General features: G+C 42.0%; 19 protein-coding genes and 1 rRNA gene. 11 read left to right on the forward strand and 9 right to left on the reverse strand.

Features of this window, described 5'->3' with window-relative positions:
- Nucleotides 1-142 precede the first annotated feature (142 nt).
- The 4 genes from rrf (at nucleotide 143) to ACYZ0U_RS03210 (ending at nucleotide 2602) form a co-directional block, all read left to right on the forward strand.
- A 5S ribosomal RNA gene (rrf, locus tag ACYZ0U_RS03195) occupies nucleotides 143-254 on the forward strand.
- A 13-nt stretch (nucleotides 255-267) separates the two neighbouring features.
- Entirely contained in the window at nucleotides 268-561 is a 294-nt protein-coding gene (locus ACYZ0U_RS03200; RefSeq protein ID WP_461449727.1) for a DUF2683 family protein, read from the forward strand.
- Entirely contained in the window at nucleotides 543-824 is a 282-nt protein-coding gene (locus tag ACYZ0U_RS03205) for a Txe/YoeB family addiction module toxin (protein WP_461449729.1), read from the forward strand. Before ACYZ0U_RS03200 ends, ACYZ0U_RS03205 begins: the two co-directional genes overlap by 19 nt.
- A 182-nt stretch (nucleotides 825-1006) precedes the next feature.
- A complete protein-coding gene (locus ACYZ0U_RS03210; protein WP_461449731.1) occupies nucleotides 1007-2602 on the forward strand; it encodes an ORC-CDC6 family AAA ATPase in 1596 nt (531 codons plus the stop codon).
- A 416-nt stretch (nucleotides 2603-3018) separates the two neighbouring features.
- Here ACYZ0U_RS03210 and ACYZ0U_RS03215 read toward each other — a convergent pair whose 3' ends face one another.
- On the reverse strand, nucleotides 3019-4071 hold the full coding sequence (locus ACYZ0U_RS03215) for an AAA family ATPase (RefSeq protein WP_461449733.1): 1053 nt from the start codon (nucleotides 4069-4071) through the stop codon (nucleotides 3019-3021).
- A 132-nt stretch (nucleotides 4072-4203) separates the two neighbouring features.
- On the opposite strand from ACYZ0U_RS03215, the gene ACYZ0U_RS03220 reads away from it, so the two are divergent.
- Nucleotides 4204-4443 carry a hypothetical protein gene (locus ACYZ0U_RS03220; protein ID WP_461449735.1) on the forward strand — a complete coding sequence of 80 codons (240 nt, stop codon included), beginning with the start codon at nucleotides 4204-4206 and terminating at the stop codon, nucleotides 4441-4443.
- Between the two features lie 158 nt (nucleotides 4444-4601).
- Nucleotides 4602-5126, forward strand: a complete 525-nt coding sequence (locus tag ACYZ0U_RS03225; RefSeq protein ID WP_461449737.1) for a hypothetical protein — start codon at nucleotides 4602-4604, stop codon at nucleotides 5124-5126.
- Between the two features lie 709 nt (nucleotides 5127-5835).
- Here ACYZ0U_RS03225 and thrC read toward each other — a convergent pair.
- From thrC to thrA, 3 genes are read right to left on the reverse strand one after another with little or no spacing between them, the layout of a single operon-like run.
- Nucleotides 5836-7146, reverse strand: coding sequence for a threonine synthase (thrC, locus tag ACYZ0U_RS03230; RefSeq protein WP_461449739.1), 1311 nt, complete (start codon nucleotides 7144-7146; stop codon nucleotides 5836-5838).
- A gap of 59 nt (nucleotides 7147-7205) precedes the next feature.
- Nucleotides 7206-8189, reverse strand: a complete 984-nt coding sequence (locus ACYZ0U_RS03235) for a homoserine kinase (protein WP_461449741.1) — start codon at nucleotides 8187-8189, stop codon at nucleotides 7206-7208.
- Between the two features lie 2 nt (nucleotides 8190-8191).
- Nucleotides 8192-10636 carry a bifunctional aspartate kinase/homoserine dehydrogenase I gene (gene thrA / locus ACYZ0U_RS03240; RefSeq protein WP_461449743.1) on the reverse strand — a complete coding sequence of 815 codons (2445 nt, stop codon included), beginning with the start codon at nucleotides 10634-10636 and terminating at the stop codon, nucleotides 8192-8194.
- A gap of 277 nt (nucleotides 10637-10913) precedes the next feature.
- On the opposite strand from thrA, the gene ACYZ0U_RS03245 reads away from it, so the two are divergent.
- The 3 genes from ACYZ0U_RS03245 to ACYZ0U_RS03255 all read left to right on the forward strand — a co-directional run bounded on the left by ACYZ0U_RS03245 (nucleotide 10914) and on the right by ACYZ0U_RS03255 (nucleotide 13187).
- The gene (locus tag ACYZ0U_RS03245) at nucleotides 10914-11471 is read left to right on the forward strand and encodes a hypothetical protein (protein WP_461449745.1); all 558 of its coding nucleotides are present in this window, start codon (nucleotides 10914-10916) and stop codon (nucleotides 11469-11471) included.
- A 36-nt stretch (nucleotides 11472-11507) separates the two neighbouring features.
- On the forward strand, nucleotides 11508-12428 hold the full coding sequence (gene rsgA, locus ACYZ0U_RS03250; RefSeq protein ID WP_461449747.1) for a ribosome small subunit-dependent GTPase A: 921 nt from the start codon (nucleotides 11508-11510) through the stop codon (nucleotides 12426-12428).
- Nucleotides 12429-12668: 240 nt separating this feature from the next.
- Entirely contained in the window at nucleotides 12669-13187 is a 519-nt protein-coding gene (locus ACYZ0U_RS03255) for an REP-associated tyrosine transposase (protein ID WP_461449749.1), read from the forward strand.
- A 568-nt stretch (nucleotides 13188-13755) separates the two neighbouring features.
- On the opposite strand, the gene ACYZ0U_RS03260 is transcribed toward ACYZ0U_RS03255, so the two are convergent.
- Together ACYZ0U_RS03260 and ACYZ0U_RS03265 are read right to left on the reverse strand one after the other, a co-directional pair.
- Complete coding sequence (locus ACYZ0U_RS03260) at nucleotides 13756-14292, reverse strand: hypothetical protein (protein ID WP_461449751.1); 537 nt, start codon at nucleotides 14290-14292, stop codon at nucleotides 13756-13758.
- Nucleotides 14293-14297: 5 nt separating this feature from the next.
- Nucleotides 14298-15533, reverse strand: a complete 1236-nt coding sequence (locus ACYZ0U_RS03265; RefSeq protein ID WP_461449753.1) for a cystathionine gamma-synthase family protein — start codon at nucleotides 15531-15533, stop codon at nucleotides 14298-14300.
- A 112-nt stretch (nucleotides 15534-15645) separates the two neighbouring features.
- On the opposite strand from ACYZ0U_RS03265, the gene dtd reads away from it, so the two are divergent.
- Both dtd and ACYZ0U_RS03275 read left to right on the forward strand, forming a co-directional pair.
- Entirely contained in the window at nucleotides 15646-16098 is a 453-nt protein-coding gene (gene dtd, locus ACYZ0U_RS03270) for a D-aminoacyl-tRNA deacylase (protein WP_461449755.1), read from the forward strand.
- A 323-nt stretch (nucleotides 16099-16421) separates the two neighbouring features.
- Nucleotides 16422-16748, forward strand: coding sequence for a nucleotide pyrophosphohydrolase (locus ACYZ0U_RS03275; RefSeq protein WP_461449757.1), 327 nt, complete (start codon nucleotides 16422-16424; stop codon nucleotides 16746-16748).
- Here ACYZ0U_RS03275 and ACYZ0U_RS03280 read toward each other — a convergent pair.
- The 3 genes from ACYZ0U_RS03280 to ACYZ0U_RS03290 form a co-directional block, all read right to left on the reverse strand.
- On the reverse strand, nucleotides 16740-18062 hold the full coding sequence (locus tag ACYZ0U_RS03280) for a UDP-N-acetylmuramoyl-tripeptide--D-alanyl-D-alanine ligase (RefSeq protein WP_461449759.1): 1323 nt from the start codon (nucleotides 18060-18062) through the stop codon (nucleotides 16740-16742). The two genes, ACYZ0U_RS03275 and ACYZ0U_RS03280, sit on opposite strands and share 9 nt — an antisense overlap.
- A 45-nt stretch (nucleotides 18063-18107) precedes the next feature.
- Complete coding sequence (gene recQ, locus ACYZ0U_RS03285) at nucleotides 18108-20261, reverse strand: DNA helicase RecQ (protein ID WP_461449761.1); 2154 nt, start codon at nucleotides 20259-20261, stop codon at nucleotides 18108-18110.
- A gap of 112 nt (nucleotides 20262-20373) precedes the next feature.
- The gene (locus ACYZ0U_RS03290; protein ID WP_461449763.1) at nucleotides 20374-22815 is read right to left on the reverse strand and encodes an outer membrane beta-barrel protein; all 2442 of its coding nucleotides are present in this window, start codon (nucleotides 22813-22815) and stop codon (nucleotides 20374-20376) included.
- Nucleotides 22816-23134 lie beyond the last annotated feature (319 nt).

A 23134-nucleotide genomic window follows, 5' to 3' on the forward strand; every position in this document is an offset into this window, starting at 1 on the left:
AGTATCAAGTATCAACACCGAAAGGTTAATACTTATACAAATCACTAAATACCGATAACAATAAAAAATATTGTATGAACAGTTAATACAAAGCAGCAGGTAATCCTGCTACTTGATACTAACTACTAAATACTAAAAACCTTCAGGTGCCTATATCGGCGGTGTCCACCTCTTCCCATTCCGAACAGAGAAGTTAAGCCCGCCAGAGCCGATGGTACTGCAGTAAAATGTGGGAGAGTAGGTCGGTGCCAAATCTTATCAGCTTTAATGCTGTTAATCATTAACCCTTTAATCGTAAGATTAGAGGGTTTTTTGCGTTTAAAGAATTTTACTAATGGATATTTATTAAATTTGTTTATGGAAACAGTAATAATGCATCCTGAAAACAAAGAGCAGCTATCTGCTCTTAAGGCTTTTGCCAAAGCGTTAAAGGTTAAATTTGAGACAAGTACTTACAATAGCAAGTTTGTGACCAGGGTACATAAAAGCAAAGCTGAGGCTGAACAAGGTAATGCGATTACCTTAGATCCTGCAAAATCCTTATGGGAAAATATAGGGTAATTGTTTCCGCCACCGCTCAAAAAGATTTATTGACTATCAAAAGATCAGGAGATAAAGCTTCAATTAGAAAAGTTGAACAAATAATTGCCGAACTATATGATCATCCTGAAACCGGAACCGGTAAACCTGAAAGATTAAAATTTGATTTAATAGGTTATTGGTCGAGAAGAATTAATAGAAAAGATAGGTTAATTTACTTTATTGAAAATGAAGTAATCACGGTAACTGTTGTTTCTGCATTAGGGCATTACTTAGATAAATAACAGCATTGTCGACTGACGTAAGGGCCGACGTTCGCATGCTTCAAGTACCACAGCATAACCCTTTTTTAATCTTCCGAACACCTATGGGGAAAATACCGACCATAAGCTAAACAAGTTACATTTCTAATTAGATCATAATATTAAATGTTTTCGATAGATTTACTTTGTATTGAAACTGTAATATGAATTTAATAAATAATACCTTTTTAAAGTTATCTAAAAGAGCGGAAACGTATGACTTCGATCACTTAGTGAAGACTTTTGTAGATATAGGGCCTTTATTCACTATATTATCAAATCGTGATCATGAGATATTATACGGTCGTAGAGGTACAGGAAAAACTCATGCGTTAGCCTATTTGAACAATCAAAAAGAACAAGAAGGAGAAATTGTAATCAACATCGACTTGAGAACAATAGGATCTAATGGAGGAATATTCTCTGATTCCAGTATACCTGTAAATCAAAGAGCCACCAGACTACTCATTGATACAATTGCTTATATACATGATGGAATAATTGATTTTGTAATAAATGATACATCAGATTATTTCGATTTATCAAGAATAAGCCCTATATCAGATACACTTGCAGATTCAATAAGTGATATTCAAGTTTCAGGGGACGTAGAAATCTCTACATCAAATGAACAATCAAATAAAGAAAGCGATAAAACAAAAACTGGCGCAAAGGTTGATTTGAAAAACATCGGACTTAACTTCGATAATGAAATATTCACAGAAAAAAGTGATAAACAGGGTTATTCAATTAAGAGACAAGGCAGAGAATACAATCGCGTACATTTTTCCTCAGTCTATACTCATTTTGCGGCTTTATCGCAGGAACTCAAAAAACATGTTTGGATTATCTTTGATGAATGGAGTGAAGTCCCATTAGATATTCAACCTTATTTGTCAGAATTGATTAGACGGACAATATTGCCAAATAGATTGATTACAGTAAAAATTGCAGCAATTGAACAACGAGCAGATTTCGCTTTATATTATCCAGATCAATCAAGAATCGGGATAGAAGTAGGAGCCGATGTCGCTGCCAGCCAAAATTTGGATGAATATATGGTTTTCGATAATGATGAAGAAAAATCGAAGGAGTTTTTTTCGTCATTATTTTATAAGCATTTTATAAATCTGATTGAACCTAATGATTTGAATTCGCTTAATATAAATTCTCCGGAAAGCTTAATTAGTCAAGCATTTACTCAGAATAATGCATTCTCAGAATTTGTAAGAGCTACTGAAGGAGTACCGCGTGATGCAATTAACATTTTAGGATTAGCAGCAATGAGAGCCGGAAATGATAAAATATCTATGGAAGATGTAAGAAATGCTGCAAGGTCATGGTATTCACGTGGAAAAGAAAAAGCAATCTCAACAAATAAAAAAGCACATTCTTTGTTAAGATGGATAATTGATGAGGTAATAGGTAAGAGGTCAGCACGAGCATTTTTACTTAAAACTAATATAAAAGATAAATTAATTGATTACTTATTTGATTCAAGAATATTACATGTCATAAAAGAAAATATTGCCGGAAAAGATGAGCCAGGAGTTAGATACAATGTGTATAGTATTGATTATGGATGTTATGTGGATTTAATTAATACAGCTAAAGCGCCTAAAGGACTATTTGAGGTAGAATCGGATGACGATTTAAATGGGGTTGCATCGTATATAACAGTCCCACAAAATGACTATCGCGCAATTAGAAGAGCAATTTTAAATTTGGAAGATTTTTATAAAACGGTGAATATTGAATAACACTGAATTATTTATAAATTAATATATTGGATGCAATGGATACAGCAATAAATTTACTAAATGGTATAAAAAGTTATGAATATGTGACCTCTATTCCCTAAACCCGATAGTAGCGAATACCGGCCTTCGAGCCTAAGGCCTTGCGCAGTATAAGCGGATAGCGGGGCTGGCGTTGGTAGAAAGCATTGGCTTTGTTTTTCAAAAAATTTTAAGGGTAATAGAAATGTTCGGTTTGGCCTGCGCGCTTTGATTGCAGGGCATAGAAACATACCCCCCCTGCCCCTCTCGAAAGGTGAGCTTGGCGGGTGGCTTGCGCTCGTTTTTCGAGTGCCTTAGGATGACAGTTGGCCCGTTTTGGTTTTGGTGCGTTTAGAAACACACCCTTGCTCCTCTCAAGATGGGAACTTAATTTTGGCTTATCGATCGGATATGTGTGACCAGTTGAGGAGGCGGTTGATGGTGCTTGGGCTAAGGTTCATTTTGCGGGCGATTTTGCGTTGGGTTAGGCCGTCGGATTGGTGTTGGAGGGCCTGGAGGCGGAGGTTTAACCGCTGGTCGAGGGTGTGGCAGCGCAGGTGCTGGTATTCGTGGGCGTAACCTTCGAAGTTAAAGCTTAAATAACCATATTGTTTTTGGAGGGTGAAGAGGCAGATGTTTTCTACGCCGTATTTTTCGGTACCGGTGCGTTGTTTGATCTGCTTGAGGTAGCGCAGGCCGCGTTTGGTATTGCTTTCGCCCATGGCGAAGGCGCTGTCGGCAAAGTTCATGAGCATTTTACTGCCCTGCATGTCGTTTCGCGAGAGCGGGTTGGCAGGGTTGCGTTTGGGGGTGTGGGCCAGCACCAGGATACTTAGCTTGTATTTTGTTTTAAGCATTTTGAGGTGTTTCATGAGGGTGAGCGCCTCGTTCACGCTGCCGGTTGAGCTGCTGCGCAGGCAGCTGATGTTATCGATTATGAGTACCTGCGCGCCGATGTGTTTAATGAGGTTTTCGATACCGCTGTTGATATACTGCTCGAAGGTGTGGTAACCGGGCGGCATTTGCGCTTCGGGGTTAAATTCGGCACGGTACAGGTTGTCGGTAAACTGGTGGGTGGCGTGCCGATCATTATAACGGGCCTGGAATTGCCTGGGGCTCAGCTCAAAATCGATATAAAGCACTTTGGCGGGCGGGGCGTTGTTGGCGAATGGTTCGATACAGTTGCCGCGGCCAATTTCGTGCCCTAACTGTACGGCGAGGATGGATTTGCCGAGGTTGGTATCGGCAAATAGTACGCATAGCTCTTGCTGGTGCCAAAAGTTGCCGAAGAGCATTTGCGGGTCGGGCTGTGTGCTTTGGATCTGCATCCATTTGTTGGCGCTGTGGAGGGTGAAGAGGTTGTTTTTGGTGGGTTCGTCCTGCTGATGGGTTTGTGCCGGTTTGGGTTGCGTGGTTCGGGTAAAGTCGGGGTGGATGGGTGTGTTGTACATAGTTGTTAGGTTATATACAAATTTCGGGGTTTGGGTTGAATAAAGTGCTGACACTATTTTGTCAGTAGTTAGAGTTGTGGAAAGCATTTCGGTTGCCGCTCATTGCCGCGGCAGAGGGCTACTTCTTTTGTCTTGAAACAAAAGAAGCAAAAAATCAAGACGAAAAAAAGCTTCCGCGCGCCCTGCCGGTTCTTAACGCTTTTTGGGTTGCATCCCCAAAAAGCTAAACCGGCATTCCCGCCTGCGCTGGCCCGCTTTTTCGTCGGGCCATTGCGCTCTTTTGTTTTGGGGGGAAATACTTCACACATTGTTCTGCTTGTTTTCGGCTCAAGCTTGGGAGTGGCGGAGGGGGAGAATTGTTTGAAGAACTAAACCGGCATTCAAGCTTGCAATAGCTTTTCCATTTAACGATGCCTTTGGTATCGCTGCCGCTAAGGCGATACTTTTTGTCTTGATACAAAAAGTATCCAAAAAAATCAAGACGAAAAAAAGCTTCCGCGCGCCCTGCCGGTTCTTAACGCTTTTTTGGGTTGCATCCCCAAAAAGCTAAACCGGCATTCCCGCCTTTACGCTGGCCCGCTTTTTCGTCAGGCCTTTGCGCTCTTTTGTTTTGGGGTGAAATACTTCACACATTGTTCTGCTCGTTTTCGGGCGAAGCTTGGGAGTGGCGGAGGGGGAGAATTGTTTGGAGAACTAAACCGGCATTCAAGCTTGCAATAGCTTTTCCATTTAACGATGCCTTTGGTATCGCTGCCGCTAAGGCGATACTTTTTGTCTTGATACAAAAAGTATCCAAAAAAATCAAGACGAAAAAAAGCTTCCGCGCGCCCTGCCGGTTCTTAACGCTTTTTGGGTTGCATCCCCAAAAAGCTAAACCGGCATTCCCGCCTTTACGCTGGCCCGCTTTTTCGTCGGGCCATTGCGCTCTTTTGTTTTGGGGTGAAATACTTCATACATTGTTCTGCCTGTTTGCGGGCGAAGATTGGGGGTGGCGGAGGGGAGAATTGTTTGGAGAACTAACCGGCATTCAAGCTTGCAATAGCTTTTCCATTTAACGATGCCTCTGGTATCGCTGCCGCTAAGGCGATACTTTTTGTCTTGATACAAAAAGTATCCAAAAAAATCAAGACGAAAAAAAGCTTCCGCGCGCCCTGCCGGTTCTTAACGCTTTTTGGGTTGCATCCCCAAAAAGCTAAACCGGCATTCCCGCCTTTACGCTGGCCCGCTTTTTCGTCGGGCCTTTGCGCTCTTTTATTTTGGGGTAAAATTAGCTGTGTACTTCATACATTGTTCTGCTCGTTTTCGGGCGAAGCTTGGGGAGTGACAGGTTGGGGAAAGGGGTTGTTTCAGGGATGTTTCTTAGGTGACTTATCGGGGCTGATAATCAGTGGTTTTTTGTTTCAGGTGTGAAACAGGGTGTTTTGGCTTTTTGGTTGGATTTCAGTGAGTTATGTGTTCGGGCTTGTTTCGGTTGTTGGGTGGTGTTTTGGGTGTGTTTGGGTAGTATGTAGGTGTGTATCAGGGGTGTTTAGGTGTGGTATAGGTGGAATTATAAGGGTATTTAATGGGTTAGTCTTTGTTATGAAACAAGGCTTCGGTTCCCTAAACCCGATAGCAGCGGATACCGGCTTTCGCGGCTAAGGCCTCGCGCAGTATAAGCGGATAGCGGGGCTGTCGTTTATAGAAAGCACTTTCTTTGTTTTTCAAATAAAAAAGCCCATATTTTACAATACGGGCTTTGCATGATAAATAGTTATTCCGGGATTAGCCGTTCTTCAACAGGTAATCTTTAAACTCGTCGAATTCCTTGCTTAATATCACGGATTGTTTGGCTTTTGCTTCGAGGGCCTTTACCTGCTCGGGTACGTCGATCTTCTCGGCGATATTGTCCGGGAATACATCGGGGAATTTGCAGGGGTGGGCAGTCGCTAAGAATATGCCTGAGGCTTCGTTGTTGGCATGGAGTTTTTTCCAATCTTTTAGGGCCTGCCAGGCTATGGCGGTGTGCGGGCAAACTACGTAGTTGTAGTCTTTGTCGACTGATTTAATGGCGGTTAGGGTTTCTTCGTCGTCATAACTGAAACCGGTGATCATGTTTTTCAGCTCCTCCATATTATCCTTAAACATATCGGCTATGCGCACCCAATTGCTTGGGTTGCCTACGTCCATAGCGTTGGAGAGGGTGGCAACGGATGGCTTTGGCTGGTAAACGCCCGACTTTAAAAACGCGGGAACGGTATCATTGGCATTGGTGGCGGCGATGAACTGCTCAACGGGTAAACCCATTTTCCAGGCCAGTAAACCGGCGCCGATGTTGCCGAAGTTTCCGCTGGGTACCGAGAATACGACTTTGTTTTTGCCTTGCTTTAATAGCTGCGCATAGGCGTTAAAGTAGTAGAAGGTTTGCGGGATGAGCCGGGCGATGTTGATAGAGTTGGCGGATGTTAGTCGGAACTTTTCGTTCAGTTCTTTATCGGTGAAGGCTTGTTTAACCAGCGCCTGGCAATCATCAAAGGTGCCGTTGATCTCGAGGGCGCGGATGTTTTGTCCGTTGGTGGTTAATTGCAGCTCCTGTATGTCGCTCACTTTGCCTTTGGGGTATAAGATAGTGACGCGGGTGTTTGGCACGCCCAGGAAGCCCAGAGCGACCGCGCCGCCGGTATCGCCGGAAGTGGCAACCAGCACGTCGAGCTGTTTTTCGCCTTCTTCGAGGAAATAGCTCATCACGCGGCTCATGAAACGGGCGCCGAAATCTTTAAACGCCAACGACGGGCCGTGAAAAAGCTCGAGCACATAAACATCTTTTTCCAACTCGACGATAGGGGCGTAGAAATTAATGGCATCGTAAATAATGTTTTTCAGATCATCCGCAGGGATGGAATCGCCCAGTAAATGGTTGGCTACGTGAAAAGCGATCTCGGGCAGGGTGTATTCATCCAGATGGTTGATGAATTTATCATCCAGGCGCGGGATGGTTACGGGCATGTAAAGGCCTTTGTCATGCGGCATGCTGTTAAAAACGGCGTCTTTAAATGATACCCTGGATGCTGTATTGTTGGTGCTGTATAGTTCCATTTTTTGATTTCGGAATTCGGAGTTTCGATTTCGGATTTTTGATTCTTGTTGTTATAGGTTTATCCTAAAACTTTAGGGCCTGCATCGTTAATAGTCGACACGTAAATGTTTGAGCCGATTTTGATGCTGGTTAAATGTTGTTGTAATTTTTGAGTGATCAGTTTGGCTGTTTCTTCATCCTTAGTAAAGGCGAATACTGACGGGCCTGAGCCTGAGATACCGAAACTTATGGCGCCCATGCCCATGGCTATTTCGCGCATTTTATAGAAGTCGGGGATGAGCATGGAGCGGACAGGTTCGACCAAAATATCTTTCATGCTGCGGCCGATGAGGTCGATATCCTGCATAAACAGTCCGCTTACCAGGCCTGCGATGTTGCCCCATTGGGTAACGGCATCTTTCATGTTTATTTTTTGGCGGATGATCTGGCGGGCCTCGCGGGTGGGTACGTCAACATCAGGGAAAACGATGGCGCAATACAGGCCTGCAGGGTGCGGCAAACGGATCACGTCCAAAGGATCATAACTGCGGATGAGTACGAAACCGCCTAATAAGGCAGGCGCTACGTTATCGGCGTGGCCATGTCCGCAAGCCATTTCCTCACCTTTCATGGCGAAGGGTAGTAGTTTGGCAGGGTCGGAATCATCGCCCAATAACGTTTTGATAGCGTATAAACCAGCTACCGTGCTTGCCGAGCTTGAGCCCAAGCCGCTGCCTATCGGCATTTTTTTGTGGAGTTGGATATCTAAACCAACATCGGTACGGCCAATGCTTTGCAGGTAATGCTGTACGCTTACGCTAACGGTATTTTTAGCAGGATCGAGCGGCAGGCGACCATCATCGCCGGTAATTTTACTGATAGTGATACCAGGTTTGTTGGTAAGGCGCATGATCACTTCGTCGCCGGGTTCGTTAACCGCGAAACCGAGTACGTCAAAACCACATACCACGTTGGCAACAGTTGCCGGTGCGAAAACGTGAACGCTTTCCCTGGTTGATTTGAGTATAGCTGGTGCTTTCACCTCTTCTAAATTATTTTCCATGATTAATTAGCTCCTACGTTTATTAAATCAGCGAATACGCCTGCTGCGGTAACTTCGGCGCCTGCGCCGGGGCCTTTGACTACTAATGGGCGCTCTTTGTACCTGTCGGTTGTGAAAGATATGATATTATCACTGCCGGACAGAGTAAAGAACGGGTGGCTTTCATCAACCATTTTCAGAGTGATGGAGGCTTTGCCGTTGTCTAATTTGCCTATATATCTTAACACTTTGCCTTCTGCCGCTGCTTTGTTTTTCATGTTGGCAAAATAGGCGTCCTCGGCTTTCAGGGCAGCGTAAAAATCATCTACCGACTGCGCGTCCAAACAAGCTTGTGGCAGCATATTTTCTATTTCTACGTCGGCTTCTTCCATGGCATAACCTGCGTCACGGGCAAGGATCAGGATCTTGCGCATAAAATCTTTGCCGCTCAGGTCATCGCGCGGATCGGGTTCAGTATAGCCTTTTTCCTGCGCGGTTTTAACTACATCGTGGAAATTGGCGTCGCCCTTAAAATTATTAAAGATGAAGGATATGGTGCCGGAAAGTATAGCTTCAATTTTCTGTACCCTGTCGCCGCTACCCATCAAATCTTTCAGCGTGCGGATGATCGGCAAACCGGCACCGACATTGGTTTCGTAAAAGAAATCAACACCGTGTCGCCTTGCGGTATCATGAAAAGTACGGTACTGGCTATAAGCGGCCGAATTGCCTATTTTGTTACAGGTTACTACAGATACGTTAGCTTTAAAAGCTTCCTCGTAAAATTTAACCGGGGTTGGGCTGGCCGTATTATCTATAAATACGCAATTAGGCAGGTTCATGCCTTTCATACGCTGGATGAATTCATGCAGGTCCGCTTTTTCATTGGAGGCATTCAGATCATCTTCCCAGGTATCTAAAGAGATACCATCAGCATTAAAAACCATTTTGCGGGTGTTGCTGATACCTGCTACTTTAACCTGGATGCCGTTGTTTTCCTGTAAGAATTCACTGTGAGCATTTAGTTGTTTAAATAAGGTTTTACCGATGTTGCCTGTACCCAAGCAGAATGCATGTAAAGTTTTGGTCAGCTGGATAAAGAATGCATCGTGTACTGCATTCAATGCTTTTGCCAGATCGTGCGAGGAGATGATGACCGAGATATTGTACTCTGATGATCCCTGCGCGATGGCCCTTACGTTTACACCGTTACGGCCTAAGGCATGGAATAATTTACCAGATACGCCCGGGGTTTGTTTCATATTTTCGCCTACCACAGCTAATACGGCCAAGTTTGATTCTATCTCAGGCCTTTCCAGTTTATTAGCTAAAAGCTCTAATTCAAATTCCTGTTCTATTAATGCTTTGGCTTTTTCAGCTTCTGTTGGTTGAACGGCGAACGTGATGCTGTGCTCAGATGATGATTGTGTGATCAGGATGATATTGATCTGCTCTCTCGCCAATAATGAAAACAAACGGCCGCTAAAACCTGATTTACCCACCATGCCGCTGCCTTCCAGATTCAGGATGCTGATATTGTTGATGGTGGATATACCTTTTATCGGCAAATTAGATGCCTTGCAATCATGACGGATCACGGTACCTTCAAATTGTGGTTCGAAAGTGTTTTTGATCACGATCGGGATCTTCTTTAAAAAGGCCGGGATCATGGTTGGTGGATAGATCACCTTGGCGCCAAAGTAGGATAGTTCCATCGCTTCGGTATAAGTCAGTTCCGGTAAGGAGAATGCCTTTTTTACCAGGCGCGGGTCTGCGGTCATCATACCGTTAACGTCAGTCCATATTTGTATTTCCTCGGCATTTAGGGCTGAACCTAATATCGCTGCAGTGTAATCGCTGCCTCCACGGCCTAAAGTTGTGATTTGCCCGGCATCATTGCTGGCAATGAAGCCGGTAACAAACAACATTTTGCCGCTGTTCTCACTATAAAAACCTCTAACCAATTGCTCAGTTAATTCCATATTTACCTTTGCATTGCCAAAGGCATTATCAGTTTTGATGATCTCGGATGCATCAACAAAAATAGCCGGGAAATATTGTGCCGCAATTTTGCTGATCATCAATGTCGAGCAACGCTCGCCAAAGCTTAAAACCATATCGCGGGTTTTTGGAGTAAGTTCGCGTAGGGCTAAAATACCCTGAAGCAATTCTTCTAACTGGTTAAAGTTTATTTTAAGGCGGGTTAAAGCCGGGTTCTGGTTTTGAATTTCAAGCAAAACCTTTACTACATCAAAATGGCGGCGTTCCAGTTCTGCCAAAGCAGCTGTAAAATCTTTTCCTGTAGCAGCATTTTCCGCCATGGAGATCAGCAGGTTGGTAACTCCGCTCATCGCGGAAAGCACGACAACTGGTTTATCGCCAACAACATCAGTTTTTAGGATGTTTAGTAGCGTTTGGATACTTTGTACAGAGCCTACGGATGTACCGCCAAATTTTAAAATTTTCATATACGTAGTTAAAACAAAAAAGCCTTCCCCGTTTTCGGAGGAAGGCTTTCATGTGGTTATTTTATGTTTTTTACACCATACGATTATCTTCCTCCGGGTATTATACCGGTGGTAATAATTGTTGTAATAATGGTGCCGTTATATATCATGTTGTCAGCGTGTAGTTTTTACACGCCGTAAATTAAGGGCTTAATTTTTGAAATAGCAAGCCTTATTTCATTTTTTTTACATTAAAAACCCGGCAAAAAGCTAAATTTTTGATATAATTACGCAGAATATGAATAGAAGGTTAATTGTTATTCTTTTCATCCTGACTTGGAATGTGGTGTTGGCACAAAAGGATACTACATTACACTATATTCCCATTATTAAAAACCAGATAGTTTACCAGGATAGCATTATCCAACCGCATCGCAAACGCGCCGACCTTGATGCCGCGGCAAAAAAATGGTTTTACGGTTATTTTAAAACCTATAAACCTAATTTGAGCCGAAAGATAGTCGATCCGCAAAGCAGTATTTCCGAAATAGGCATCATGGAGGTTGAAATGGCTCCCAACCAGGAAAAGCAAACATTCTACCTGATAACCAATGTTGATATTTGCTGCCGGGATAATGGTTATAACTATAAAATATCCTATATCTATATAAAGCCTAAGGATGGGAGCGGTTTTAATGGCTCCTCCGAAGCGTTGGTTGCGCTGTACAATCAAAGGCATTATCACTTATTTGACGCAACTGATGACCGCCGTAAGATAATTGTAAATTACCTGGCAAATATTGATGCCAATGTTCGTGCCTGCATATCTTCGCTAAAGAAAGCAATGCGAAATTAATTAGCAGTCTATTTTAATTACTTTTGTTGTTGATATATGCATGGATTAGTAACAAAGTCGACAGGTAGCTGGTACCAGGTGCAAACCCCGGATGGGCAAATTATAGATTGCCGCATTAAAGGTAAGTTTCGCACCAAGGGGATCGTCACCACTAACCCTATAGCTGTTGGCGATGTTGTTGATTTTGATATGGAACCTGAGCAGGAAAGCGGTGTAATTACCAACTTGCAGCAGCGTAAAAACTACATCATCCGCAAATCCATTAACCTGAGTAAACAGGCACAGATCATCGCTGCCAATCTCGACCAGGCGCTACTGGTAGTCACTTTAGCTTCGCCGAGGACCTCCATGGGTTTTATTGACCGCTTTTTAGTTACTGCCGAAGCTTATGATATACCCGCGAGATTGGTTTTTAACAAGCTCGACCTGTTTAGTGAAGAAGGACTGGAAGTTTTAGCTTATTATAAAAATGTTTATGAAAGCATAGGCTATCCGTGCTTCGAGGTATCGGCTTTGGAAAAAACCAATATTGATATTGTACAGGGGTTGCTGAAGGACAAGGTGACTTTATTTTCAGGGCATTCCGGTGTGGGTAAATCAAGCCTGATCAACCGTTTGCTGCCTGATCTTGATCTGCGCACGCATCAAATATCCGACTGGAGCGAGAAGGGCATGCACACCACCACCTTTGCCGAAGCATTTGAACTGCCACAAAGCGGGTTTATAATCGATACACCCGGCATACGCGAATTAGGTGTTATCGATATAGAAAAACAGGAGCTTAGCCATTTCTTCCCCGAAATGCGCCAGCGGATGCACGATTGCCGCTTTAGCAATTGCCGCCATATTAATGAACCGGGCTGCGCGGTATTAGAGGCTTTAGAGAATGGCGAGATTGAACCATCGCGTTATGATAGTTATTTGAGCATCTATCATGGGAATGACACGAGGGGATAGATTCAAGAATTAAGAGCCAAGAATCAGGATGGGAGAAAAAAGAATTTGTCATGCTGAGGAACGAAGCATCTATCCGCTAATATAAAAGCGTTGAGCCTATCGATAGATTCTTCACTGCGTTCAGAATGACAAAAGGGGAATACCCCGCCCGATCAAGCGTCCACGCTTGATCGCACAAGAATGTAAGCGTCCACGCTTACAATACTTTGCAGAAATGAAAAATATGTTCATATTTATTTCATGTCACGCAATGCCTCAACCGATGAACTGTATTTTGTAACCCTGACTGTAACTAATTGGATAGATGTATTTACAAGGCGTATATACAATGATCTTATAATCGAAAACCTTACCTGGTGCCAGCAAAATAAAAAACTTAATATTTATGCTTACGTGATCATGACGAACCATATTCATTTAGTTGCGAACGTTACAGAAGGCTCCCTGGGGGATGTTTTACGAGATTTCAAAACTTTCACTTCGAAGGAATTATTCAAAATGATAGCGAATAATTCGCAAGAAAGCCGTCGCGAATGGATGCTCCGATCTTTTGAAAAAGCCGGAACATATAATTCCCTAAATAAGAATCATCAGTTTTGGCAAAATGGAAATTACCCGGTGGTGTTATTTATACCATATATTATTGATCAAAAGATAGATTATATTCATAACAATCCTGTAAGGGCTGGATTTGTAGGATCGGCACATGAGTTTTGGTATAGCAGCGCTAATCCGGAAAGTCCTTTGAAAGTTATTTAGTGATTGTAAGCGTGGACGCTTACATTGGTTTGCATTCAAGCATGGACGCTTGAACGGGCATCGGGTTTAGTGAAATTTCTTTTATAATTTCTAGTTGATCTATAATTAGCTATTTATGAAATTTTCCCATTCTTGTAATAGCGCTAAGAAGTCAGAAATTAGTATTATAGTATTTCCAAGTTCAACGTTTCCAGTATCAGGATATACATATAATTGTGAATTTGCAACATCTCCCCAAAACTCGTCAAACGGCAAACTGTTCTGATATCTATTTACAATGTCATTTATATCAGTTATTTGGCTCTGAGTCTCAATCAAATTGCTCCTAGTCAAGTAATAAGCAATAGACCCGTTTGGAATATTATTCGTTACAGCGTGGTAGGAAATTGTTCCAAATGCGCTAGTGAATTTCTGAAATGTTATTTCGTAATTACTTCTTATTGACATACTCATTATTTTACTATTAGAATAACGCTCCCGCCCGATCAAGCGTCTACGCTTGATCGCATAAGAGAAATTACCCTCCGCCCGTTAAAGCGTGGACGCTTGAACGAGCGACAGCATCAGACTACTTAAAAAGCGTCTGCTTATAAAGCGGCAATTTTGTTTGAAGAAAATTCTTTAATGTGGTAAATTCATTTTCTGTAAAGTATTTAGTATCCAAACAAATTGCTGCGGCTAAACTGTTTTCGATCACAAGAAACAGAAAGTCATTTTTAATTAAAAAACTCGAAAATTTCTCCCATGTATATTCTATAGCTTGCTGATTGTCACGATAGATAAAAACTTTATCAGTGAATGTTATAGTAACAACCCCAATTTTAGCTGCGGTTTTAGTCGAACTCTTCTTAATTTCGTTAAGCCTTTTTCGAACTAAAAAGATTGTATAACCATTTTTCATGGCAAACAGCAATGCCATAAAGCCGCAAAAGTACATAAAGTTGCTTTGCACGTTTATTGCGAGTACTAAACAAAAACTTGAAAAAATCAAGGTAAAGATCACATAATTTATCCTTCCTCTTAATATTAGCCTGGATCTTACTTTTGCAGTTAAAAAGATACCATCCGGAGCACTTAGATAATCATATGTCTTTTTTATTTCCATTTTAATTAGCTATTCAACGCTGCTGTAAAATCAGCTATCAAATCCTCAATATCCTCAATCCCTATCGAGAAGCGGATCATGAAATCAGAAATCCCCATTTCAGCTCGGCGCTCGGCGCCTAACTCGTTGAAGATGGTTTGGGCAACGGGAATAGCCAAGGTGCGGGTATCACCTAAATTGCTTGATTTTACTACCAGTTGCAGTTTGTTTAAAAAGGCAAAGCAATCTACGCTTTCATCCAGTTCGATACTCATTAAACTGCCATTCTTTTTAAATAACCGGCTGGCTAATTCGTGCTGCGGATGCGATTTTACACCCGGGTAAAATACTTTTTTGATAAGCGGATGTGCCTCGAAAAAATCAGCTAGTGCCTGCGCGTTGTTGCTTTGGCGTTCCATACGGAGCGCTAAAGTTTCGGAGCCTACAGAAATCGTATGGGCGGCTTCGGGCGCTAAAGTACCGCCTGCATCGCGCAAACCTTTTTTCCTGATCTGGGCAATACCCCAGGTTTTTGGGTCGCCTTTTTTGTATACGTCGTAAATATTGGGGTAGTTTTCGTAGCTATACAGGCCGGTATCGGTAACGCTACCGCCCAGGGCATCGCCATGGCCGCCAATGTATTTAGTTAATGAGTTGATGACATGCGTAGCCTTCACATCAACCGGGTTAAACAGGTAGGGTGAGGTCATGGTGTTATCAACTACGTATAAAATGTTTTTTTCTTCGCATAAGTTACCGATGTTCACCAGGTCGGCAACTTGTGTACCGGGGTTGGCAATGGTTTCTAAAAAAACCATGCGGGTATTTTCCTTTATCGCTGCGCGGACGTTGGCCACATCGGTAGGATCAACAAAAGTAAAATCCAGGCCCATCTCTATAAACGTAGAAAATATGCTGCGTGAGTTGCCAAACAGGTAGGAGCTGGCGATAACGTGATCTGTTTTACGGATCAACGCCATGATAGTAGCTGAAATGGCTGCCATGCCGGTCGAAAAAGCGACAGTGGCCACACCTTTTTCCATTTGGGTAACCTTGGTTTCCAAAGCGGTAACGGTTGGGTTGCCCTGGCGGGAGTAAGCATAGCCTTTTGTTTTATTCTGGAAAACATCAACTAAATCCTGCACGTCATCATAACCAAAGGTAACCGATGTGTGAATGGGCTTGTGTAACGCGCCATGTTCGGGTTTGCCTAAACGGTCGGAGTGCAGTAATGTAGTGGTGAATCCTCTTTTAGCAGTCATTATGTGTGTATTATGTACGATAAAAATTGAAATTGCGAACTTATGAGTTTTTAGGCGATAAATTAAAAGATTTGATACATTGCCTAAATTCTACATTTCAGATATAATTAGCATGAGGGCAGTAATTCAACGCGTTACAGAGGCAAGTTGCACAGTCGAAGACGAATCAACCGGGAAAATAGAACAAGGTTTCCTGGTTTTATTAGGTATCGAGGATGCCGATACCGATGAGGATTTGCAATGGCTGGCACAGAAGATAACCGGACTACGTGTTTTTAGCGATGAAAATGGTTTGATGAATAAGTCATTGGCTGATATTGACGGAAATGTATTGCTGATATCGCAATTTACTCTATTTGCTCAAACGAAGAAGGGGAACAGGCCTTCGTTTTTGAGGGCGGCAAGGCCTGATAAAGCCATCCCGATGTATGAGGAGATGATCAAAGCGTTAAGCGCCCTAACAGGTAAGAAGATTGCAACGGGTATCTTCGGCGCGGATATGAAGATCAGTTTGGTAAACGATGGGCCGGTAACGATTTTGATCGATACGAAGAACAGGGAATAAGCGCTCCCAAATGAGAGCGGCATACTGTTTCATAGTGCAACAGTTTATGCGTAGAACCACTGCAAAAGGCCAGAAGAATCACGTAAAGTTTGTGATTTTTTGATTGAAAAAGTGATAAAAATAGCGGAAAAGAGCATGTTTTAGGTAATTTTTTAGGCTAAAAACGGCACTTTTCATTTTAAAATGGATGTAATAACTGCTTTTTTGATGCTTTTTAAGCGGTTTTTGGTACTGAAATTGTTCCAAATGTGCCAATTGTTTCATGCCAAATTGTGAAACACTCGCTTAATATTAAAAACAATTCGTGACATTAGCATTGAACTATGGAAATCAAAGAAGCGCAGCAACTGGTCGATAATTGGATAAAAACAACGGGTATCCGTTATTTTAACGAGCTTACTAATACCGCTATTTTAATGGAAGAAGTAGGCGAGGTGGCCCGTATTATGGCACGGCAATACGGCGAGCAATCCTACAAAAAATCGGATACGGAAGTAAACTTAGCAGATGAAATGGCCGATGTGCTTTTCGTGCTGATCTGCCTGGCTAACCAAACCGGGATAGACCTGACCGAGGCGCTGGAAAAGAATTTGGTAAAAAAAAGCATCCGCGATGCGGACAGGCATAAGAATAACGAGAAGTTAAAATAAATCCACTAATCGTTCCAAAGCCATTCCCCTTGATCCTTTTATCAATATCGTTGAATTCCTAATAGGGGTTTCTTTTAATGCTTCAATAGCTTCTTCAGCAGTTGTATAAAATCTAACGCCTGATTGTTGCCCCCTGATTCCTGATTCTTGCTTAACGAATTCTTTGCCGATAAAAATGCGTTCATCTACAGGAGTGTCTAAAGCCTTTTTAATGATACCGGCATGTTCATCTGCCGATTCATCACCTAGCTCGAACATGTCGCCCAAAATAAGCACTTTACGATTGGCTTGCAGTTTGCCGATGTTTTCAATAGCCACCTGCATGCTGCTTGGGTTGGCATTATAATAGTCACAGATTAAAGTGTTGGTTGCAGTCTGTTTTATTTGGGATCTGTTATTTTGTGGCTGATACCCGGAAACACCTTGGTTGATCTCGCCAGCTTCTAACTCAAAATAAACACCAATACAGATTGCGGCCAAAATGTTATCCAAATTATAAGCGCCGGTTAATTGCGTTTCAACAGCGTAAGCCTCACCGGATGATTTGTTTGTCCACTCAATGGATAACAGCGGCGAATTCTCTGTAAGCTTTCCTGTTACGGCATTGTCAGGATTAGACGTTCCGTATAATACCAGCTTGCTTAATGAGCGGGCTTGTTGCATGCCCATTAATACCTTATCATCGCCGTTTACAAAGGCAATACCACCGTCCGCTTTCAAAAAGTCGTATAACTCCCCTTTGCCTATTTTTATTCCCTCCACTCCGCCAAAACCTTCCAAATGCGCTTTGCCTATGTTGGTGATCAAACCATGCGATGGTTGGGATATGCTGCTCAATAAAGCGATCTCTTTTTGATGATTGGCACCCATTTCAATAACTGCAATTTCGTGTGTGCTATTGATGCTCAAAATAGTAAGCGGTACGCCAATATGATTATTCAGATTGCCTTGTGTTGCCAAAGTTTTGAATTTTTGAGATAGAACAGAATTGATCAGCTCCTTAGTAGTGGTTTTGCCGTTAGTCCCGGTAAGCCCGATAACCGGGATGGTCAATTGCCTGCGGTGATAACGCGCCAGATCCTGCAAAGCAGTTAATACATCATCAACCAGGATATATTTTTCGCCAAGCTGATAGTTTGGGTTATCAATTATAGCGTAAGCAGCACCTGCTGCAATGGCCTGCTCGGCAAATGTATTGGCATCGAATTTATCGCCCTTTAATGCAAAAAATAAACTGTCGGCAGCTATTTTGCGGGTATCGGTGCTGATAACCCGGTGCTGCAGGTATAATTGATATATGTCTTCAGTTGTCATATGTGTGTGTATAAACTTTAAACATGTCATTCCTCGCAATGACATTTAGGAGGATTGCATTTGTCCCTTCATCCAGCTTATAGTCGCTTTAATTTCGGTATAACTATAATTATCGCCTAATATTTCCTTCAGCGGCGAAAGTTTTTCATCGCCATAGCCTTCAACCGCTTCCTGTATTACCAATAACTTTTCGCGACTCACAAAGTTTGATACATCTATCTCACCAGTCTGAATAAAATAAGTTAGATGCCCTTCAATGGTTATCGGTGAAAGGTCGCGCAATGCGGCAACCTCCGCTATGGTTTTGCCGGAGCGATATAATTCAAGGCTTTCCCTTTGACTATCATTGCCTTTTCCACCCTTAAGCTTAGTTTTACGTTCACGTTTTTGTTCTTTTTGACTGATCTTGGAAGTCAAACCTTTTCGTTCGCAAAAAATCTTAACCGGGACTAGAAATTCACGGCCATATCTTGCCAGCTTGACATCGCCAAAGCCGGAGATCATTCGCAGTTCATCTAAACTTTGTGGCAGATAGGTTGCGATCTCCATTAAGGTAGCATCGGATTGTATTACATATGCCGGCACATTTTCATTAATGGCAATATCTCGTCGAATAGTTTTTAATTCATTTAATAATTCAGCTTCGAAAGGTAGCTCATCAGTACGGAGTCTTTCTTCTACAATTTCTGATTCTATAAATTCCACTGTCTGAGTGCCTTTTAAAACGGCTTCGCTTTGCGGTGTTAATTTTAATACCGGGTATTCGCCGCCATCAACCTGTAAATAACCCATAGTGGCTAACTCGCGCAGATAGCGCTGCCAATCTGGTTTACTGATGTCGGCACCAACACCATAGGTTTTAAGCAGTTTATGTTCTTCACGAATTTTCTCGCTTTTTGATCCCCGCAAAAAATCAATCACATAAGTACTGCCGAATCTTTCCTTTAACCGGTAAACTGCCGAAAGCGCTTTTTGGGCTATAGGCGTACCGTCAAAGCGTTTAAAATCGGTTAAGCATACATCGCAACTGCCACACGTTTCCGGTGATTCCTCATCAAAATATTTTAATAAAAACTGGCGCCTGCAGGTTTGCAACTGGCAATATTTTACCATATCATCCAGCTTTTTCAGCATGATCTTGCTTTGGTCGGGGTTATCCTCCACCATGGCAAAGCCTTTTAGCTTCATGGCATCACCCGGAGAAAAGAATAGTAAGGCATCCGATGCCAGTCCATCACGCCCTGCGCGTCCGGTTTCCTGGTAATATCCTTCAATATTTTTGGGCATATCCATATGTACTACATAACGCACGTTGGATTTATTGATTCCCATACCGAAAGCGATTGTTGCCACTATAATCTTTACATCATCCCGCAAAAATGTTTCCTGGTTGCGTGCCTTGGCTTCGTTATTTAAACCTGCATGATAAGCCTCGGCAGAAAATCCTTCTTCCTTCAGATCAGCAGCTAATGCTTCGGTTGATTTGCGGGACAGACAATATATAATACCAGATTCATCTTTACGATTCTCCAAAAAATCAAGCAGTTGGTTAAAGCTATCTCTTTTGGGCGAAACGGTATAAGTTATATTCTCCCGGTTAAAAGAGGATATAAATATGGCAGGATCTTTAAGATTTAATTTTTCAAGGATGTCCTTTTGTGTCAGTTTATCGGCAGTTGCGGTTAAGGCAATCACCGGGATGTTGGGGAAGTAATCCTTTAATCCCGCAAGCATTAAATATTCCGGGCGGAAATCGTGCCCCCAGTGCGAAATGCAATGCGCCTCATCAATAGCGATCAGTGATACGGGCAACGACTTTAAAAACTCAACCAGTTTATTTTCTGAAACGAACAAGCGCTCGGGAGCAAGGTAGAGGAGCTTGATCTCGTTATTCTTAAGCCGGGTCATCAACCGGGATTGCTCGTCCGGGTTTTGTGCCGAGTTAAGGAATGCTGCCGGGATACCGTTTACATTTAATGCATCCACCTGGTCTTTCATCAAAGCGATCAGTGGAGATATCACAATGGTAAGCCCATCCAATAACACCGCGGGCAATTGATAACACAAAGATTTGCCACCGCCGGTAGGCATCAGCGCCAAAACATCTTTATTATCTATTACATGCTGAATAATAGCGGCCTGCTGGTGCCTGAACTCGCTGTAGCCAAAATATTTTTGCAGGGCCTGAATTGGTGTCATCCTTACAAAAATGCGAAATTTATTTGAACCATGATTTATAGGATTCAAGGATTATCATGATAAAAATAAAATCATGGCCATCTCCAAATCCTATAAATCATGGTTCAGATAATTAATGCCCGCCAGCTCGTGAACCTTCCTCGTCTAAAGCGGTTTTATGCTCGCGTGCTTTGATAGCGCTATTGCCGAAGTTATAGGTAAGTGATAACCGGGCTATACGGCTTTCCTGTTTCTGCCTTATTTGTAAATTATCATTTGCGTAATTTATATCCAGGTTATTCCGTTCGGTGTTAAAAATATCGCTTACAGAAAACTTGACGTTAAACTTTTTATTATAAAATGAGCGGCTAATACCTGCATCTACATTATAACGGGCTGCTACATCGTAAATACCATCGGTAAGTGACGAGCGATAGTTGGCAAATAACTCAGCTTTAAAGCCAGCGAATGAAAATGTCTGGTTCGCCTTAGCCACATAAGCCACCTTGCCACGATTAAGCGTGCTGCCCGCCAACGTATCTGATTTAAATTTAAGGTAAAAGGCAGTGGCATCAAATTGAATTGACCACCATTTGGTAACGGTTACCGGGATACTTACGCTGGCATTATAGGCATCCTCGGATTTTAAGTTAAGAGTTTCCTGGAAAGATGCTTTTGAGGTATCATTTGTAAGGATGAGTTGTTGCATTACATCTGTAGTGCGGCTGTAACTCAAGCTTAAATTATAACTTTTATTATAGGTATAATCCAACTCAAAGTTGTTGGTATACTGTGGCTTTAAAAAGGGGTTGCCTTCTGAATAGGTGTATTGATCAAGGTAATAAACAAATGGGTTCAAATCTGAGTAATCAGGCCTGTCAATACGGCGGCTATAAGAGAAGTTAAGTTCGTTTTTATCATTGATGGTGTGGTGCAAGAACGCGCTTGGGAAAAGATTAAAATAGTCGCGTTTATTAATAACATTTGTTGTGATCAAGTCTCCTGTTGATTGCGTATTTTCTCCCCTTAAACCAATTTCTACCGAAGTGTTTTTATAAGTTTTTGTAAAGTTTATATAGCCGGCAGCCAACTTTTCGTCATAAACAAAACGGTTAGACAAAGCCGCGTCATTATTATATACACCATTTACATCTTGTGTTGATGCTTCCAGGTTATTGTCTGTTTTTACATCGCTGTATTTTGCACCGGCTTCCAGTTTTAATGATTTGGTTAGATTTTTAGTGTAATCAATCTTCCCAACACGTATATCTATAGTTGACGGGGTAAGCTGCCTTAAATAAAGTGAAGTATCTTTTGGATTCGAAAAGACGGTATTGTAATTCGCATTACTGTTATTGGTAAACTTAGAATAGTCTACGTCAAAAGCTAATTCCTGGCCCAGGGTATCTATTTTATAAATGTCGTTTAAATCAATAGTATAATTTTTATAGGAGTTATTTACTTGTGAAAGTGTTTGTTGTGTTGAATCGGGGGCGCCGTTCGGGGTTGACGCAATCCTAGTATTGTTTGTATTGCCCTGGTCATAGGTATTAAAATAGCCATTAACAGCAAAGCCAATTGTGTTTTTAGGAGATATGTCATAATCAGCCCCGAAACTGTAATTGTTATAATGATTCATTGATGGCATGAATGATGATTGTTTAAAATATGTCGACTTACCTCCTGTGTCAACTACTACCCTGTTTATATTTAAAATCCGGCCTTGTGGAATATCGCCGCGACTGAAATTTCCGAATACATTCAGGTTGCCATCTTTATGATTGATGCTAAACTCTTCGCTGCTTTTTACATATGTTCCAAGCCCTCCGGTTACCGAAACCGTGCCATTGGTGCCCACCATTTTATTTTTCTTCATTTTTATATTAATGATGCCTGAATTACCTGCAGCATCATACTTTGCCGATGGATTGGTGATCAATTCAATAGATTGAATGGTTCCGGCATCTGTTGAACGCAAAAGAATAGCTAGTTGCGCTGCTGAAAGATAGGTAAGCTTGTCATTTATCATTACTGTAACGCCCTGCTTGCCTTTCAGGCTGATGTTATCATCCTTATCAACGGTAACACCGGGCGCTCGTTCCAATACATCCATTGCGGTGTTACCTGTTGCTAAAACGCTACCGGCAACATTAACTACGGTTTTATCAGCCAGGTGCTCAATTAATGGCTTGGTTGCCGTAATAACTACTGTGTTTAAATTGTGCGAGCTTGTTTTCATCACCAAAACCGGAACGGTGATAATTTTAGAAGTATCAATAACAGAAAAAGGTGAGCTTACTACATTTGTATAACCAACATTTGTTACTTTAATTAAATAGTTGCCTGGTTTAATGTTTACAAAATGATAGGTGCCGGTTTCGGTACTCAATGTGCCTTGTACAATTGCTGAATCTTTTGCGGCTAATAAACTTACCGATGCGTAGTCCATTGGTTTGCCGAGCACATCCTGTAATATACCGCTTACTTTAGCAGTGCCCGTTTGTGCAAGCACCACATTGGTAAATCCAATGCATAGCAAAAATATAGTGAGTGATTTAAGTAATTGTTGTTTCATCGTTTTAAATTTTTGGCAATACCTTTCCCATAAGGATTTATACATCTTTTTTCATATATCTAATAAATCAGGGAATGGGTTACTACCCGGTGTTAGTTTGTTATTTATATATAAGATGCAGAAATAGCACCCTGCGTTACACTTTATTTAAAAAAATTTAATAACTAATAAAATAGCTTACAATCCTTTAAAAAAAGGCTGTCTGATTGCTTACTTGTTATAGATAGTTGTGAACTGCTCATGCTGGTTTTGCGCTGCAATGATCGATAGGATAATTGCAGAAAGTTAACCATATAAGCACGACTAATAATAGCGGGCC

This window comes from Mucilaginibacter sp. (assembly GCF_965225845.1).
Lineage (GTDB): Bacteria > Bacteroidota > Bacteroidia > Sphingobacteriales > Sphingobacteriaceae > Mucilaginibacter.